This is a genomic window from Mesorhizobium sp. M1066, assembly GCF_040318635.1.
Taxonomy (GTDB): Bacteria; Pseudomonadota; Alphaproteobacteria; order Rhizobiales; family Rhizobiaceae; genus Mesorhizobium.
On sequence record NZ_JAMYMR010000003.1, the window covers coordinates 332,289 to 346,773 of the forward strand.

15 protein-coding genes are annotated in these 14,485 nt (G+C 61.7%); 5 read left to right on the forward strand and 10 right to left on the reverse strand.

The window, feature by feature from the left end; genetic code table 11:
* Positions 1 to 26: 26 nt before the first annotated feature.
* The 3 genes from NKH52_RS07355 to NKH52_RS07365 form a co-directional block, all read right to left on the reverse strand.
* Entirely contained in the window at positions 27 to 305 is a 279-nt protein-coding gene (locus tag NKH52_RS07355) for a DUF4031 domain-containing protein (RefSeq protein WP_128303613.1), read from the reverse strand.
* Positions 306 to 348: 43 nt separating this feature from the next.
* The gene (locus NKH52_RS07360) at positions 349 to 1,647 is read right to left on the reverse strand and encodes a lysophospholipid acyltransferase family protein (RefSeq protein WP_352735451.1); all 1,299 of its coding nucleotides are present in this window, start codon (positions 1,645 to 1,647) and stop codon (positions 349 to 351) included.
* A 113-nt stretch (positions 1,648 to 1,760) separates the two neighbouring features.
* Positions 1,761 to 2,588, reverse strand: coding sequence for a cell envelope integrity EipB family protein (locus NKH52_RS07365; protein ID WP_352735450.1), 828 nt, complete (start codon positions 2,586 to 2,588; stop codon positions 1,761 to 1,763).
* A gap of 138 nt (positions 2,589 to 2,726) precedes the next feature.
* Here NKH52_RS07365 and NKH52_RS07370 point away from each other — a divergent pair, with 138 nt between their 5' ends.
* The 4 genes from NKH52_RS07370 to NKH52_RS07385 all read left to right on the forward strand — a co-directional run bounded on the left by NKH52_RS07370 (position 2,727) and on the right by NKH52_RS07385 (position 5,729).
* Entirely contained in the window at positions 2,727 to 3,191 is a 465-nt protein-coding gene (locus NKH52_RS07370) for a RidA family protein (RefSeq protein ID WP_023812941.1), read from the forward strand.
* 14 nt (positions 3,192 to 3,205) lie between these two features.
* On the forward strand, positions 3,206 to 3,934 hold the full coding sequence (locus NKH52_RS07375; protein ID WP_352735449.1) for a glycerophosphodiester phosphodiesterase: 729 nt from the start codon (positions 3,206 to 3,208) through the stop codon (positions 3,932 to 3,934).
* A 50-nt stretch (positions 3,935 to 3,984) separates the two neighbouring features.
* Positions 3,985 to 5,199, forward strand: coding sequence for a GNAT family N-acetyltransferase (locus NKH52_RS07380; protein WP_352735448.1), 1,215 nt, complete (start codon positions 3,985 to 3,987; stop codon positions 5,197 to 5,199).
* Positions 5,200 to 5,297: 98 nt separating this feature from the next.
* On the forward strand, positions 5,298 to 5,729 hold the full coding sequence (locus tag NKH52_RS07385; RefSeq protein WP_352735447.1) for an HIT family protein: 432 nt from the start codon (positions 5,298 to 5,300) through the stop codon (positions 5,727 to 5,729).
* A gap of 81 nt (positions 5,730 to 5,810) precedes the next feature.
* Here the strand turns inward: NKH52_RS07385 and clpA are convergent, their stop codons facing one another.
* From clpA to NKH52_RS07400, 3 genes are all read right to left on the reverse strand, one after another.
* Positions 5,811 to 8,279, reverse strand: a complete 2,469-nt coding sequence (clpA, locus tag NKH52_RS07390) for an ATP-dependent Clp protease ATP-binding subunit ClpA (RefSeq protein ID WP_352735446.1) — start codon at positions 8,277 to 8,279, stop codon at positions 5,811 to 5,813.
* Between the two features lie 6 nt (positions 8,280 to 8,285).
* The gene (gene clpS, locus NKH52_RS07395) at positions 8,286 to 8,615 is read right to left on the reverse strand and encodes an ATP-dependent Clp protease adapter ClpS (RefSeq protein WP_023812950.1); all 330 of its coding nucleotides are present in this window, start codon (positions 8,613 to 8,615) and stop codon (positions 8,286 to 8,288) included.
* 297 nt (positions 8,616 to 8,912) lie between these two features.
* A complete protein-coding gene (locus NKH52_RS07400; RefSeq protein WP_013531776.1) occupies positions 8,913 to 9,242 on the reverse strand; it encodes a phasin family protein in 330 nt (109 codons plus the stop codon).
* Between the two features lie 285 nt (positions 9,243 to 9,527).
* Here NKH52_RS07400 and NKH52_RS07405 point away from each other — a divergent pair, with 285 nt between their 5' ends.
* Positions 9,528 to 10,937 (forward strand): SPOR domain-containing protein, encoded by a 1,410-nt coding sequence (locus tag NKH52_RS07405; protein WP_352735445.1) that lies wholly within the window; start codon positions 9,528 to 9,530, stop codon positions 10,935 to 10,937.
* Positions 10,938 to 10,983: 46 nt separating this feature from the next.
* On the opposite strand, the gene NKH52_RS07410 is transcribed toward NKH52_RS07405, so the two are convergent.
* From NKH52_RS07410 to NKH52_RS07425, 4 genes are all read right to left on the reverse strand, one after another.
* The gene (locus tag NKH52_RS07410; protein ID WP_127295566.1) at positions 10,984 to 11,682 is read right to left on the reverse strand and encodes a DnaJ domain-containing protein; all 699 of its coding nucleotides are present in this window, start codon (positions 11,680 to 11,682) and stop codon (positions 10,984 to 10,986) included.
* Complete coding sequence (locus NKH52_RS07415) at positions 11,682 to 12,413, reverse strand: vWA domain-containing protein (RefSeq protein WP_352735444.1); 732 nt, start codon at positions 12,411 to 12,413, stop codon at positions 11,682 to 11,684. The genes NKH52_RS07410 and NKH52_RS07415 overlap by 1 nt, the downstream gene beginning before the upstream one ends.
* Before the next feature lie 84 nt (positions 12,414 to 12,497).
* A complete protein-coding gene (locus tag NKH52_RS07420) occupies positions 12,498 to 12,935 on the reverse strand; it encodes a DUF1489 family protein (protein ID WP_352735443.1) in 438 nt (145 codons plus the stop codon).
* A 76-nt stretch (positions 12,936 to 13,011) separates the two neighbouring features.
* On the reverse strand, positions 13,012 to 14,415 hold the full coding sequence (locus NKH52_RS07425) for an L-serine ammonia-lyase (RefSeq protein WP_352735442.1): 1,404 nt from the start codon (positions 14,413 to 14,415) through the stop codon (positions 13,012 to 13,014).
* Positions 14,416 to 14,485: the final 70 nt, after the last annotated feature.

The window sequence follows — 14,485 nt, forward strand, 5'->3', positions numbered from 1 at the left end:
TGCGTGCGACGATCCGCGCCCTGCCGTCAGCGCTTGACCTTGCCGTTCGGCACCCGCACCCGCCGGAAGACCGCAACGATCTCCTCGCGGCTGCATTCGATAGCGCCGAGCCGCACCGCTCGGTCGCGCTCGAAGCCCGTTATGTCATAATGCGGCGCCGAAGTCTTGGGCGGTCCCTGGTACGATGAACGCTTGATGGCCAGCTCCGCGGCGAAGCGATGCAGTTCGTCGGTGTCGTCGGCCAACAGATGGCACCAGCGATGGCCGGCCCAGTTCCAGATCGCTGCGTCGACATAGACTGCCATGAGGCTTGCCGTATTCCTTCATCTTGCGCCGACAGGCACTCGTCTAGCGATGATAGAAGGGATTCGGATAGAAAATGAAGCCGCCGCCGGCCTCGACTTCAGCCACGGTGCTGGTGATTGTGTCCTGCATGCGACGGTGCAGCTCGGCAACCGCATCGTCGATCGAGCCCGGATATTCATGCAAGCCAAGTGGATCGGGCACCCGGATATGGGCGCAACGCGGTCCGGCCGGCTGCGGAATGAACCGGTTGATCGTGTCACGCAGTCCGCCCCGGCAATAGTCGTTGCGGACCCGCTTCAGATGTTCGGCGATCTCTTCCAGGCTGATGCGCGGGTTGGCCGCGGCCCAGGGCCCGACGCGTTGCAGCCTCTGAATCGTGTCGGCGAGCGCGCGGACCTGCTTTCGGCCTTCCGCATCGCCACTGTTTTCGCGCTGCCAACGACGCGCCCGCCGCAGAAGTTCGGTTGCGTCGGTGACATCAGTGTCGGGCGAGATGCTTTCGCCGAGTCGGCGGCCGAGTTCAGCAACCAACGCCTGCTGGCGCTCGGCATAGGTTGCGCCTTCGTCGGATGGCACGCCCGATGCTGCTTCATCGCGGGCCAGCAGCGTCGAATAGACATGGTGGATGCGCTGCGGCAGCGTATCGGTCGCCTGGCGTTCTATTTTGAGGTTTTTCTCGACATAACCGCATTCCTTCGCCAGCGCCGCTTCGACATTCCTGGTGAAGGCCAGCTTCCAGACGACTGGCGCGATCCAGACCTTGAAATCGGGATCCGTGGCCCGGCCGCGCTTGAGGGCCTCCAGCCCCATCTCGACGGCACCCGGCAGCAAGGGCGCAACGACATTGGCATGCCAGCCAACGCCGCCTTCGGGATGCAGCAGCACGCCATGGCCTTTCAAGGCCCAGGCGACGGAGTGTTCCTTCGCTGCCCCGCTGTTGCCGGGAATCTGGGCGATCAAGTTGTTGGCCAGCCAGAACTTCTGCATCATTCGGCCGAGACCGTTGACGACACCGTTGGTCGCCCATGAGGCCGCGAGCGGACTGACCTGCGACACGATCTCCTTGTCGATCATCCAGTCGGTGAAGAATTCGGGATGATTGGGCGTGAGGAAGGTTGCCTTCCCCGCCCCGCAACCGGCCTTCAGCCGCTCAAGGTCGGTGTCGGGAAAGTCGATATGGCGGACATTGGCGACGCCGCGCAGACCGGCCAGGCGATTGAACGGCAACAGATCCCGAAATCCGGGAATGCCGCGCAGCATGACGATCCGGTTGACGGATGTCATGGCCCTGATCAGTGCCGGGTTGGGCCGCGGCGCCACGAATGTATCGATCCTGCTCAAGCTGATCCCCCTCGCGCCTGGACGCTGGGAGAGGTTGAGAGACGATTGCGGCACGTTCAAGTCGATCGTTACGACCACGGCGTGTCGTGGTAAATCAACTGCCTAGACCGGCACTATTTGGCGGGACAGGGTTTCGTCTGGTCGAACAGCGACAGATTGACCAGCTTGCCGGTCATCGAGAAGTCGCCATAGTCCATGACGAGATCGCGGGTGATGCCGTTCTCATGCAGCTTAAAGCTGATACGGTATTCCGGCACCTCTTCGCCCGTCTTGTTGGTGTCGTCGAAATAGGCGATGTCGACCGGCCAGTATTTGTCGGTGGCGAGCTTTGCCAGCGCCGAAGCTTCCGGGTCGGCCTTGTCGGCATCGGTTTTCTTGCCGACCACGACGGTGGTGGTCATCACCTTGTTGGCATCTTCGGAACCGTCGAACAGGTTCGTTTCGTAAAAATTCTCGCCCTTTTCGGCCTTGCCGATCAGCTCGACCAGATGCTGGGTCGGGAATTGGGTTGTCGCCAGCTCGACGCTGTTCTTTTCAGGCTTGTCGATGTCGACCTTCAGGCCCTTGGTCTCTTTCGTGGCGATGCCCCTGACCTCCTTGTCGAGATTCTGGTCGACGAAGGATTTTGTCACGAACGAAAAAGTCTTGCCTTCGGCGTCCTCGAAAGTGGTCGTCTGCTGGTCGGTCAACCTGGTGTTGTCGGCGGTGACGATCTGGGTGACGAAGCGGAATTTCACCGTATAGCCTTCGCAGGCCGAGCCATTGAACTCATAGACCATGCGGCCGGATATGCCCGTGATGCCGGACTGATCGGACGCTTTTTTCAGGGTAAGATCGTAAACGGCGCGGTGGGCTTGCAACGCAGGCGCTGCGAAGGCAGGGCCTATCGAGAAGACCCCCGACAACAGGACGGCATGGAATGCGAGGCGCGTTGCGCGCATGAGGTACTCCGATCGTCGCGACTGATGGCAGGCCGCAGGGAAAGATGGTCCAGCTTAAAAAAAGTCGTGGCGGAAGCGAGGCAAAAATAGCAATTTCGGCCCGGCCGGCGCGGCGTCACCAAGCAATAGGGAAATACCATGAGTGAAACAATCGAAAAGCGGCTAAGCGATCTGGGTGTGACGCTTCCCGTCGCCGCCGCGCCCGCCGCCAACTACGTGCCCTATTGCCGGACCGGAAATCTGCTGTTCACCGCCGGGCAATTGCCGCTCAAGGACGGCAAGCTGCAGGCGAGCGGGCTGTTAGGTCGCGATCTGGATACGGCAGGCGGCAAGGACGCGGCAAAATACTGCGCGATCAACATCCTGGCGCAGGCCAAGGCAGCACTCGGCGACCTCGAGAAAATTAGCCGTCTGGTGAAGATCACCGTTTTCGTCGCCTCGGCACCTGAGTTCGTCGAGCAGCATCTGGTTGCCAACGGCGCCTCCGATTTCCTGGTGGCGGCCCTTGGCGAACGTGGCAAGCATGCGCGCTCCGCCGTCGGCACCGCCTGCCTGCCGCTTAATGCCGCAGTGGAAATCGAAGCCGTCTTCGAAATCGAATGAGCCAGGGGACTGATATGACCGACCTATCCTGGCTGACCGCCCGGCCCGTCGCCCATCGCGGCTTCCACGACATGAACAAGACGCGCTGGGAAAACACGCTGTCGGCCTTCGCCGCGGCCGCCGAACGCGGCTATGCCATCGAATGCGACGTCCACCTGTCGTCCGACCGCGTTCCAGTCGTCATCCATGACGGTGATCTCAAGCGCCTGACCGGCCAGGATGGTTTCGTCTGGCAGCGCACCGCAGCTGAACTCGTGGCGCTCAGGGTCGGTGGCACGCCGGACCATGTGCCGACGCTGCAGGAAGCGCTCGACCTGGTGAACGGCCGTGTGCCATTGGTGGTCGAGTTGAAAGGCACGCCCGGCTATGACGAAGGCCTGGTGGCAAGCGTCGGCAAGATGCTCAAGCGCTACAAGGGCAAAGCGGCGATCATGTCGTTCGACCACTGGCTGGTCCGCGATTTTCCGAAGGACGCGCCGGGTATCCCAGGGGGGCTCACCGCCTACGGCAAGGACGTCGGGCTGATCGAGGCGCATTTCGCCATGCTGGCGCATAAGATCGCCTTCACCTCCTATGCCGCAGGCGACCTGCCGAACCCATTCGTCAGCTTCGTGCGCGAAAAGCTGAAAATGCCTGTTATCACCTGGACGGTGCACGACCAGCCGGCGGTCGACCTGACCTTCAGATATGCCGACCAGATGACGTTCGAGGGGTTCGAGCCCGATCTGGTCAAAGTCGCATGAGTGTCTGAAACGTGACTTGTACCAGGCCGGACGGAGCTTAAATAAGCCTCATGGATCAGGGCGACGAGGGCGACCGACAAACGGCCAATGCGGACTATTCGATCCGCGTCGCCGCCGGCATCGGCGCCTTCACCGGTGATGAATGGAACGGCTTTGCCGGAACCGCGCGCGGAGATTCAGAAACCAGTTACAATCCTTTGGTTTCCTTCGCTTTTCTAAGCGCACTTGAGGATTCTGGATGCGCCGTGCGGCGTACCGGTTGGCAGGGCCACCACCTCAGGCTGGAGGACGGGCAAGGCAGATTGCTGGGCGCGGTGCCCTGTTATCTCAAATCGCACAGCCAGGGCGAATATGTGTTCGATCATGGCTGGTCGGATGCCTTCGAGCGCGCCGGCGGCCGTTACTATCCCAAACTGCAAAGTGCCGTGCCGTTCTCCCCGGTCACCGGCCCTCGCCTGCTGGTCAGCAAAGGTGAGGACAGCGCCAAAGTGAAGGCCGGTCTCGCGGCGGGCCTGAAGGCGGTGACGCAAAAACTCGGCGTCTCTTCCGCGCATGTCACCTTCGCGCAAGAGAGCGATGTGGACGTGCTGGAAGCGGCAGGCTTCCTGCACCGCACCGACCAGCAATTCCATTTCTTCAACGAAGGCTTTTCGACCTATGACGACTTCCTCGCCACCCTTGCCTCGCGCAAGCGAAAGGCGATGAAGAAGGAAAGGCGTGAAGCGCTTGCCCCAGGCATTTCGATCGACCGGCTGACCGGCAAGGACCTCACGGAGAAGGCCTGGGACGATTTCTTCGCCTTCTACATGGACACCGGCAGCCGCAAATGGGGTCGGCCCTATCTCAACCGTCAATTCTTCTCGCTGATCGGCGAACGCATGGCCGACGACATCCTGCTGGTGATGGCCAGGCGCAATGGGCGCTATATCGCCGGCGCCATCAATTTCATCGGCTCCGACGCACTCTATGGCCGCAACTGGGGCTGCATCGAGGACCACCCTTTCCTGCATTTCGAGGTCTGCTATCACCAGGCGATCGACTTCGCCATCGAGCGCAAGCTGAAAGTGGTCGAGGCAGGCGCGCAAGGCGAGCACAAGCTGGCGCGCGGCTATCGGCCGGTGACCATGCATTCCGCGCACTACATCGCTCATCCCGGCCTGCGCAACGCCGTTGCCGATTATCTCAGGCGTGAACGCCGCGAGGTGGAGCGGATGAGCGAATATCTCGAGGGGCACACCCCGTTCCGCAAGGATCTGGAGGAGTAGCAACAGGGCTGCCTGACGAGCAGGGCTGACTTCGCCCAATCGTCTTGTCGATTTTCCACCGTTTCGCTACACGAAAGGCACAATCCGGAGCGTTCACCATGACAGAGGCCGCCTACGATACCGACAACATCTTCGCCAAGATCCTGCGCGGCGAAATTCCTTCGCACCGCGTCTACGAGGACGAAGCGGTCATCGCCTTCATGGATGTGATGCCGCAGGGGCCGGGCCATACGCTGGTGGTGCCGAAAGCGCCGTCGCGCAACCTGCTCGACGCCGATCCGTCAATTTTCGGCCATCTCTTGGGCGTCGTTCAGAAAGTGGCGCTGGCAGTGAAAAAGGCCTTCGACGCCGACGGCGTCACCATCATGCAGTTCAATGAGCCGGCCTCGGGGCAGACCGTGTACCACCTGCATGTGCATGTGATCCCGCGCTTCAACGGCGTCCCGCTGAAGCCGCACACGGGCGGGATGGAGAAGCCGGAAGTGCTGGCGCAGAGCGCCGAAAAGATACGGGCGGCGCTGCAAAGCTGACGCCGCAATCGCCGGCCATGCAACACCTCATATTCCAATGAAAAAGCCCCGTTTCCGGGGCTTTTTCGACTTTCATAAGGCTCAGTTCTTTCGGGGCAGTTGCGGCACGAGGCTGCGCTTGCCGCCGTCCTTGCCCTTGGCTTCGGGCTTCTGCGCCACCAGCTTCTTGGCCGCGGGCTTTTTCGTCACGGCCTTTCTGGGCTTCGGTGTTTCTTCCGGCTCTTCCTTCTTCGGCTTCACCGGCGCCTCGTCGGCGAGTGATTCGAGCTTCAGGCCGGTCTCGCCGGTTTCCTTCTTCTCGACGGTGACACGCACCGTGCCGCCCTTCTTGAGCTTGCCGAACAGCACCTCGTCGGCCAACGGCTTTTTGATGTGCTCCTGGATCACACGGCCGAGCGGCCGCGCTCCCATGCGCTCATCATAGCCCTTGTCGGCGAGCCAGGCGATCGCATCCGCCGACAGGTCGAAGGTGACGCCACGCTCGGAAAGCTGGGCCTCGAGCTGCATGACGAACTTCTGCACCACCTGATGAATGACCGGCACCGGCAACGAGCCGAACGGGATGATCGCATCGAGACGGTTGCGGAATTCCGGCGTGAACAGCCGGTTGATCGCCTCGACATCGTCGCCTTCGCGCTTGGTCGAGCCGAAGCCGATCGCCGCGCGCTGCGCATCCGACGCGCCCGCATTGGTGGTCATGATCAGGATCACATTGCGGAAGTCGATCTGCTTGCCATTGTGGTCGGTCAGCTTGCCATGGTCCATAACCTGCAACAGGATGTTGAACAGGTCCGGATGCGCCTTCTCGACCTCATCGAGCAACAGCACGCAATGCGGATGCTGGTCGACGCCGTCCGTCAGAAGACCGCCCTGGTCGAAGCCGACATAGCCGGGAGGAGCGCCGATCAGCCGCGAGACGGTGTGGCGTTCCATATATTCCGACATGTCGAAGCGGATAAGCTCGACGCCGAGCGAGGCGGCCAACTGCTTGGCCACTTCGGTCTTGCCGACGCCGGTCGGGCCGGAGAACAGGTAGGAGCCGATCGGCTTCTCCGGTTCGCGCAGGCCGGCACGTGCCAGCTTGATCGCCGAGGTCAACGCGGTGATCGCGGTGTCCTGGCCATAAACGACGCGCTTCAGCTCGATATCGAGACCCTGCAGCACCTTCTCGTCATCGGCCGAAACCGTCTTCGGCGGGATGCGGGCCATGGTGGCGATCGTCGCCTCGATCTCCTTGATGCCGATCGTCTTCTTGCGCTTGGCTTCCGGAACCAGCATCTGCGAGGCGCCGGTCTCGTCGATCACGTCGATCGCCTTGTCCGGCAGCTTGCGGTCGTTGATGTAACGTGCCGACAGCTCCACCGAGGCCTTGATCGCCTCGTTGGTGAACTTCACCTTGTGGAACTCCTCATAATAGGGCTTGAGGCCCTTCATGATCTCGATGGCGTCCGCGATGGTCGGTTCGTTGACGTCGATCTTCTGGAAGCGCCGCACCAAAGCACGGTCCTTCTCGAAGAACTGGCGGAATTCCTTGTAGGTGGTCGAGCCGATGCAGCGGATCGCACCCGATGACAGCGCCGGCTTCAACAGGTTGGACGCATCCATGGCGCCGCCTGAAGTAGCCCCTGCGCCGATGACCGTATGGATCTCGTCGATGAACAGCACGGCACCGGGATAGTCCTCGAGTTCCTTGACGACCTGCTTCAGCCGTTCCTCGAAATCGCCGCGATAGCGCGTGCCGGCGAGCAGCGTGCCCATGTCGAGCGCGAAGATGGTGGCGTTGTGCAGCACTTCGGGAACGTCGCCCTCGACGATGCGCTTGGCCAGACCCTCGGCGATCGCCGTCTTGCCGACGCCGGGATCACCGACATAGAGCGGGTTGTTCTTCGAGCGGCGGCACAGCACCTGAATGGTGCGGTTGATCTCGGACTCGCGGCCGATCAGCGGGTCGATCTTGCCGGCCTTGGCCTTGTTGTTGAGATTGACGCAATAAGCCGTCAGCGCATCCTGCTGCTGCTTCTTCTTGCCGCCTTCATCTTGTGGCTCGGCGCCGTTCTGGCCGCCCTGCTCGTCATCGGCACCGCGCGGCGAGCGTGTCTCCGATGCGCCCGGACGCTTGGCAATGCCGTGCGAGATGTAGTTGACCGCGTCGTAGCGGGTCATCTGCTGTTCCTGCAGGAAATAGGCGGCATGGCTCTCGCGCTCGGCGAAGATGGCGACGAGGACGTTAGCGCCCGAAACCTCCTCGCGGCCAGACGACTGCACATGGATCACCGCGCGCTGGATGACGCGCTGGAAACCGGCGGTCGGCTTGGAGTCCTCGTCGTAACCGGTGACGAGGTTGTCGAGCTCGGTGTCGATATAGGTGAGAACCGTGTGCTTGAGCTCATCGAGATCGACATTGCAGGCGCGCATGACGGCGGCCGCCTCGGTGTCGTCGATGAGCGCGAGCAGCAGATGTTCTAGGGTTGCATATTCATGGTGCCGCTCATTGGCGAGCGTCAGCGCCTGGTGAAGCGCCTTTTCCAGGCCTTGGGAGAAAGCCGGCATGTTACCTCACTTCTTCTCCATCACGCATTGCAGCGGATGCTGATTCTGTCGGGCGAAATCCATGACCTGGGACACTTTGGTCTCGGCCACCTCGAATGTATAGACCCCGCACTCGCCCACTCCATGATTGTGAACATGAAGCATGATGCGTGTGGCGGCTTCGCGATCCTTCTGGAAAAAACGCTCCAGCACGTGAACCACGAACTCCATCGGAGTGTAGTCGTCGTTGAGGATGAGGACCCGATAAAGGCTGGGCTTCTTGGTCTTGGTTTTGGTGCGCGTGATGACGGCCGTCCCACGGCCGGCCCCATTGCCGTTACCGTCGCCGTCTTGCATCCGCACCACTTGTCTCGTGGCAGTCAAACCGATCGTCACGTATTCCTGCCTCTTTCGATTCCCCATGCGAGTTCGACATGTAGGTGTTCGATGTACGATTTTAAGCCCTTCTGGTTAGCTGACAATATGGCTAGGTCACCAAACTTGGACGATTTTCGCAATCGTGAAGGGGCGCGAGGCTCTGGAACGGAAATTGACACGAAAAAGCCCGGCCGCGTTTCCGTGGCCGGGCTTTTTCTCGGGTTCAAAGGCTGAATCTGGGGTCACGTCAGGCGAAATCAGTTCGCCCGGGCAAAATTACTTTGCCTTGGCAACGATCGATTCGAATGGCTTGTAAGCTTCCTTGGCGAGTTCGGCATAGAGATCGCCGATCTTGGTGGCCTCGGCGACGAACGCCTCATAGGACTGCTTGGCGTAGTCCGACTGGATCTCGATCGCCTTTTCCAGCGACTTGGCTGAAAACAGCTTCTCCACAGTGGCGCTGCCGGTTTCAAAACTCTTCTTGGTGTATTCACCAGCTTCGGTGGCAATCGCCTGCGCGCCCTTGGACAGCGACGCAAAGCTCTTCAATCCGGTGTCGGCGAACTCTTTGCCGTATTTGCTGAAGTCCTCATAGGTCTGGGTCATTTCACGATTCCCTTGACGGTTGAAGCGTCCTTCTTCGGGGCGCCCTTGTGCGATGCAAGATAATATATTGTGCGCCGCACAAAAGTCAAGATTTCGGGGGCTTGCGGACCCGCCTGCGCAGCCAATGGCTAAAAATCGAATAAAGAGAGCTTCAAGCCCGAAGAAAATGGTGAACGCGGCGGTTACCATAAACGGATTGGTAACGCTGCGCCGGTAGCTTGACCGGAAGCGAGGCAGGACCCTTTGCCGCCTCCAACGCAACGAAGAAATCCAAGGGAAGTACCAGTGCGTAAGGCGTTGTTGGGCATCGTTTCCAAATCCACCTCCCCTCTCAAAACGATGATCATCATCGCCCTGGCGATGACATTCGTTTTTGGCGACGTTGCCTCGTCGCTGGCGGCCAGGCAGGCGGCCATCGTCGTGGATGCCAAGACCGGCAAAGTGCTCTACTCCGCCGACGCCAACGGCAGGCGCTATCCGGCTTCGCTGACCAAGATGATGACGCTGTATCTGACCTTCGAAGCGATGGCGAAGGGCAAGATCAGCAGGAACACGCCAGTGGTGTTTTCCGCCAAGGCCTCCGCCGAGGCGCCGACGAAACTTGGCGTGAAGCCGGGCGGTTCCGTCACGGTCGAGACCGCGATCCTGTCGATCGTCACCAAGTCGGCGAATGACTCGGCCACCGCGCTCGGCGAAATGCTAGGCGGCAATGAAACCACTTTTGCCCGCATGATGACCGCCAAGGCGCGTGCGCTGGGGATGAACGGCACCGTGTTCCGCAACGCCAATGGCCTGCCCGACCCCGGCCAGTTCACCACCGCGCGCGACATGGCGACGCTCGGCATCGCGCTGCGCGAGCATTTTCCCCAGTATTACGGCTACTTCTCGCAGCGCTCCTTTCTCTACGGGCGCCAGCGCATCAACGGCCACAACCGTCTGCTTGGACGCATCAAGGGCGTCGACGGCATCAAGACGGGCTACACCCGCGCCTCCGGCTTCAACCTCGTCTCATCGGTTTCCGATGGCAATCGCCGCATCGTCGGCGTGGTCATGGGCGGCACCTCGGGCGGCAGCCGCGACAATCAGATGGCCAGCTTGATCAACACCTATCTGCCGAGGGCGTCGACTCGCGGTGGTGGCGATCTGGTCGCCAAGGCCGGTGGCAACAACCCGATCACCGCCCTTGCCAAGGTTCTCCTGCCCAAGCATGACGCTCCGACACCGGACGACAAGCCTGTCATAGCGCAGGACGATGCCACCGTTGCCGAGGACGCCACGGTCGCGGAAGACGATACCGCGCAGGCCGAAGAAGCAGCCCCCGTCGTCAAGACCAGAAAGGTCAAGACCGTCATCGTTTCAGCCCCCCAAGTCGCGACGGCCCAGGTTGTAGCGGCCTATGCCGAGCCGACGCCGGCGGCTGTCGACCCGGTCAACACCGCGTCGGTGCCTTCGGGTTGGGCCATTCAGGTCGCCTCGTCGCCCAAGCAGTCCGAGGCCCAGGCCTTTCTCGACAAGACCACCAAGCAGGCGCCCAAGGTGCTGGCGGACGCTTCCGGTTTCACTGTCGCCTTCGACAAGGATGGCGTCACCTACTACCGCGCCCGCTTCGGTGGCTTCGGTTCGAAGACCGCCGCCTGGAAGGCCTGTACCGCTTTGAAGAAGAAGAACATCGAGTGCTACGCCGTCCAGCAGTAGGACGGCGTGCAAGCCATCTCCCGGAAAAATTCTGCGTCGAAGGAGACTAGTTGTGATTGGAGAGCAAGACGTCCTTGGCTTCGTTAATCCGCGCCGCCAGGAAAGACGTGCCGCCGACATCGGGGTGCAGGCGCTGCATCAGGCGGCGGTGCGCCTTGCGGACATCCGCCGCGGCGGCCCCCGCTTCAAGACCAAGGACCTTGTAGGCCTCCTCCTTAGTCATGGCGCCCGGACCTGGCGCAACACCCAGCCCTTCGCCACCGTTCGTCTCAGCGTTTTTGCGCCAGACGGGAAATCTGCCGTCAAGATACGTCTCTAGCAGCTGTCGGCTCTCCGGATCGCCGGAGAGTTCGCGGTAGAGGTGTTGCAATTCCGCCAGCCCCATCGCGCCAAGCATCTTGCCTTCGTGGCGGCCAGCCAGGACCAGTCCTTCGAGGCCGCCGGTATCGTGATCGAGTTCCATTTCCAATGCCGCTGTGCGCACCGTCGAGCGTTTGCCCGGTGCAAGCCCGGCCGGCTGGCGTTTCATGCGCATGGAACCATACCAGGCAATTGCGCCGGTGAGAATCATGCCGCCGATGCCTTCCCGGCCGACCACAAGCACGGCGACGCCGACAAGTGCCAGAAGAGCCGGCCCGAGCGTTCGCAGCGTGCTCGCCAGTTTCGCCGGCTCGGCACGCAGAAAGATCGTCACCGCGCCGAGGAGCAGCAGAAGCAACGCTACAAAAGCGATGATTGCGCCCATTATTTTCCGCCGCCCCGCAGATGCTCGATCATCAGCCGGTCTTCCGGCCTGCCCCTGGCTTCGAGCGCCTTCAACCCGCCGGTCGCAAACACGGCGACGGCCGAAAGCAGTCCTGCCAGGGTCGCGGCAGCCCGCCGATCAAATCGGAACCAAGCCCCCTTGGACAGCCGCGCAATCTCTTTGAACGCCTTTTCTGCACCGGAATCATGGCCTTCCTGAAACACGAAGACGGGAACGCCATGAAGGCCGAGGCTGCCGGCCTTTTCGGCCAGATCGTCGATATTCTCTTCCATCGCATCGCCGATGTAGACCAGCGCATTGACCTTGGCGGCCGCCGTCTGTTTCAACGCATGCGTCAGGACCTTGCCGATCTGGGTGTGGCCGCTGCGGCATTCGATCCGCGTCATCAGCTGCTTCAAGGCATTGGTGTCGCTCACGAAAGCGGACGAACGGCACTCGCCGAGACCACGAAAATAAACCAGTTGCACGCTGAGGGTTCCGGCCTTGCCGACAGCGTCGAACATCTGGCCCTGCAGCGTGCAGGCCAGATCCCAGGTCGGCTGGCGGCTCATCGTCGCGTCGAGGGCAAGGATCAGCCTGCCCGAACCGGTCGCCGACGCGGCAAGTGTCCTCGCCTGACGAATGAAGGCGTCGATCTCGCCGGCGTTGGATTGAGGCTTGATCGGCGCAGGATTGGTCCTCGCTGGCACAGGCTGCTTCTTATCGCTCATGAAAAACAAGATGTGGCGTTGCCACATCGCTTGCAAGCCCCACATCGGGCAGTGCAAAGGGCCAGGCGGTGATGCCACCTGGGGTCAGAGCAGACCGAGATCGGCCAGCTCGCGCCTGAGTTTCGGCGGCATCTCGATCAATCCGGCCTTGCCCTTACCCAGATCGAGCGGCGCGTCCGCCGGCTTCAGGTAGCGCCAGCCCTGAAAAGCCCGGCGCGGCTGCCAGTCGGTGCGTACAACCTCGGGGTCGAGTAACAGATAGCAACGGCCTATGCCTTCACTGTCGGTGAACGGCCGGATTTCGGTGATCAACTGGCGGCACTGCACATTGCCTTTGATCACCCAATAGAGCGAACCGCCATCGGTAACCTCGGCGCCGCGCGTCGGCATCATACGGGTGGTGTGATACTGCTCGACCGGCTCACCGGCGCGCCGCCGCTCGTCGAGGCGGAAGGCGATCCACTCTTCGAGATCCTCGACGCTGTCGCAGCCGACACAAAGTTTTATGAGATTGAGAGACATCGCTTAAGGTTAGTCCTGCACGCGAACGCGTCAACGACCGGATCGACTTCTCCACAGTGGCGGTTTAGGCCAGCCTTCAGCACTCCACGACGTTGACTGCAAGCCCGCCAAGGCTGGTTTCCTTGTACTTCTCGTTCATGTCGAGGCCGGTCTGGCGCATGGTCTCGATCGCCGCATCGAGCGGTACGAAATGGATGCCGTCGCCCTTGATGGCCAGTGACGCTGCCGTCACCGCCTTGACCGCGCCCAGCGCATTGCGTTCGATGCACGGCACCTGCACCAGCCCGCCGACCGGATCGCAGGTCATGCCGAGATGATGTTCGAGCGCGATCTCGGCGGCATTCTCGACCTGCTCGGGCGTGCCGCCCATGACGGCGCACAGGCCGGCCGCCGCCATCGCCGATGCCGACCCGACCTCGCCCTGACAGCCGACCTCGGCGCCCGAGATCGACGCGTTGGTCTTGATGATGCCGCCAACGGCGGCAGCCGTCAGCAGGAAATCACGAATGCTCGGCTGGTCCGCCTCGGGATGGAAATGCAGCCAGTAGCGCAGCACCGCCGGCAGCGTGCCGGCAGCGCCATTGGTCGGCGCGGTGACGACGCGGCCGCCGGCGGCATTTTCCTCGTTCACGGCCATGGCGTAGATCGACAGCCAGTCATTGGCGAGCAAAGGATTGGGCTTATTCTGCTGCCACTGCTCCTGCAGCTTATCGTGCAGCATGCGGGCACGGCGGCGCACCTTCAGCCCACCCGGCATGATGCCATCCTGCGACAGGCCACGGTCGATGCAGCCCTTCATGGCGCTCCAGATTCCGTCGAGGCCGGCGTCGAGCGCCTCGCGCGTCATCTGCGTCTCCTCGTTGACGCGTTTCATGTCGGCGATGGAAAGGCCGCTTTTGCCGGCCATGGCCAGCATCTCGACCGCATTCTTGAACGGATAAGGCACTTTCTTGCCTTCGGTTGTCACCGAACCCCTGGCTTTCATCCGCTGCAGTTCTTCTTCGGAAACCACGAAGCCGCCGCCGATCGAATAATAGATGCGCTTGAGCAGCAGGCGGCCGCCGGAATCATAGGCGTAGAACGCCATGCCGTTGGCGTGACCGGTGAGCGGCGTTTTGCGGTCCAGCACCAGATCGGTGGCCGGATCGAAGCGATAGGCGGGATGGCCGGGCGGCGAAATGCGCTTTTCGGCGGCGATGCGGCTGGCAATGCCATCGGCCTGGTCGGGATCGACCGTCTGCGGCGTCAGGCCGGCAAGGCCGAGCATGACGGCGCGATCACTGCCGTGGCCAATACCGGTGTAGGCGAGTGACCCGTGCAGACTTGCGCCAAGCCGGTCGACCTTGACGCCCGCCGGACGCGGCCAGTCATTTCCCGCGACCTCGTCGAGAAACCGCGCAGCGGCGGTCATCGGCCCCATCGTGTGCGAACTCGAGGGTCCTATGCCGATCTTGAACAGGTCGAAAACCGAAAGGAACACGCGGCGTTGTCTCCTGGCGTCAGGTCGATGACTACATATAGGAATTCCCACGATGTTTCCGCTCTTTTGG

What these genes read in the sequence shown, in the direction of transcription:
- NKH52_RS07370 (WP_023812941.1), top strand. Translation starts at nt 2,727, where the DNA reads ATGAGTGAAACAATCGAAAAGCGGCTAAGCGATCTGGGTGTGACGCTT.
- clpS (WP_023812950.1), bottom strand. Translation starts at nt 8,615, where the DNA reads ATGCAAGACGGCGACGGTAACGGCAATGGGGCCGGCCGTGGGACGGCC.
- NKH52_RS07420 (WP_352735443.1), bottom strand. Translation starts at nt 12,935, where the DNA reads ATGTCTCTCAATCTCATAAAACTTTGTGTCGGCTGCGACAGCGTCGAG.
- NKH52_RS07400 (WP_013531776.1), bottom strand. Translation starts at nt 9,242, where the DNA reads ATGACCCAGACCTATGAGGACTTCAGCAAATACGGCAAAGAGTTCGCC.
- NKH52_RS07410 (WP_127295566.1), bottom strand. Translation starts at nt 11,682, where the DNA reads ATGGGCGCAATCATCGCTTTTGTAGCGTTGCTTCTGCTGCTCCTCGGC.
- clpA (WP_352735446.1), bottom strand. Translation starts at nt 8,279, where the DNA reads ATGCCGGCTTTCTCCCAAGGCCTGGAAAAGGCGCTTCACCAGGCGCTG.
- NKH52_RS07355 (WP_128303613.1), bottom strand. Translation starts at nt 305, where the DNA reads ATGGCAGTCTATGTCGACGCAGCGATCTGGAACTGGGCCGGCCATCGC.
- NKH52_RS07385 (WP_352735447.1), top strand. Translation starts at nt 5,298, where the DNA reads ATGACAGAGGCCGCCTACGATACCGACAACATCTTCGCCAAGATCCTG.
- NKH52_RS07415 (WP_352735444.1), bottom strand. Translation starts at nt 12,413, where the DNA reads ATGAGCGATAAGAAGCAGCCTGTGCCAGCGAGGACCAATCCTGCGCCG.
- NKH52_RS07375 (WP_352735449.1), top strand. Translation starts at nt 3,206, where the DNA reads ATGACCGACCTATCCTGGCTGACCGCCCGGCCCGTCGCCCATCGCGGC.
- NKH52_RS07365 (WP_352735450.1), bottom strand. Translation starts at nt 2,588, where the DNA reads ATGCGCGCAACGCGCCTCGCATTCCATGCCGTCCTGTTGTCGGGGGTC.
- NKH52_RS07380 (WP_352735448.1), top strand. Translation starts at nt 3,985, where the DNA reads ATGGATCAGGGCGACGAGGGCGACCGACAAACGGCCAATGCGGACTAT.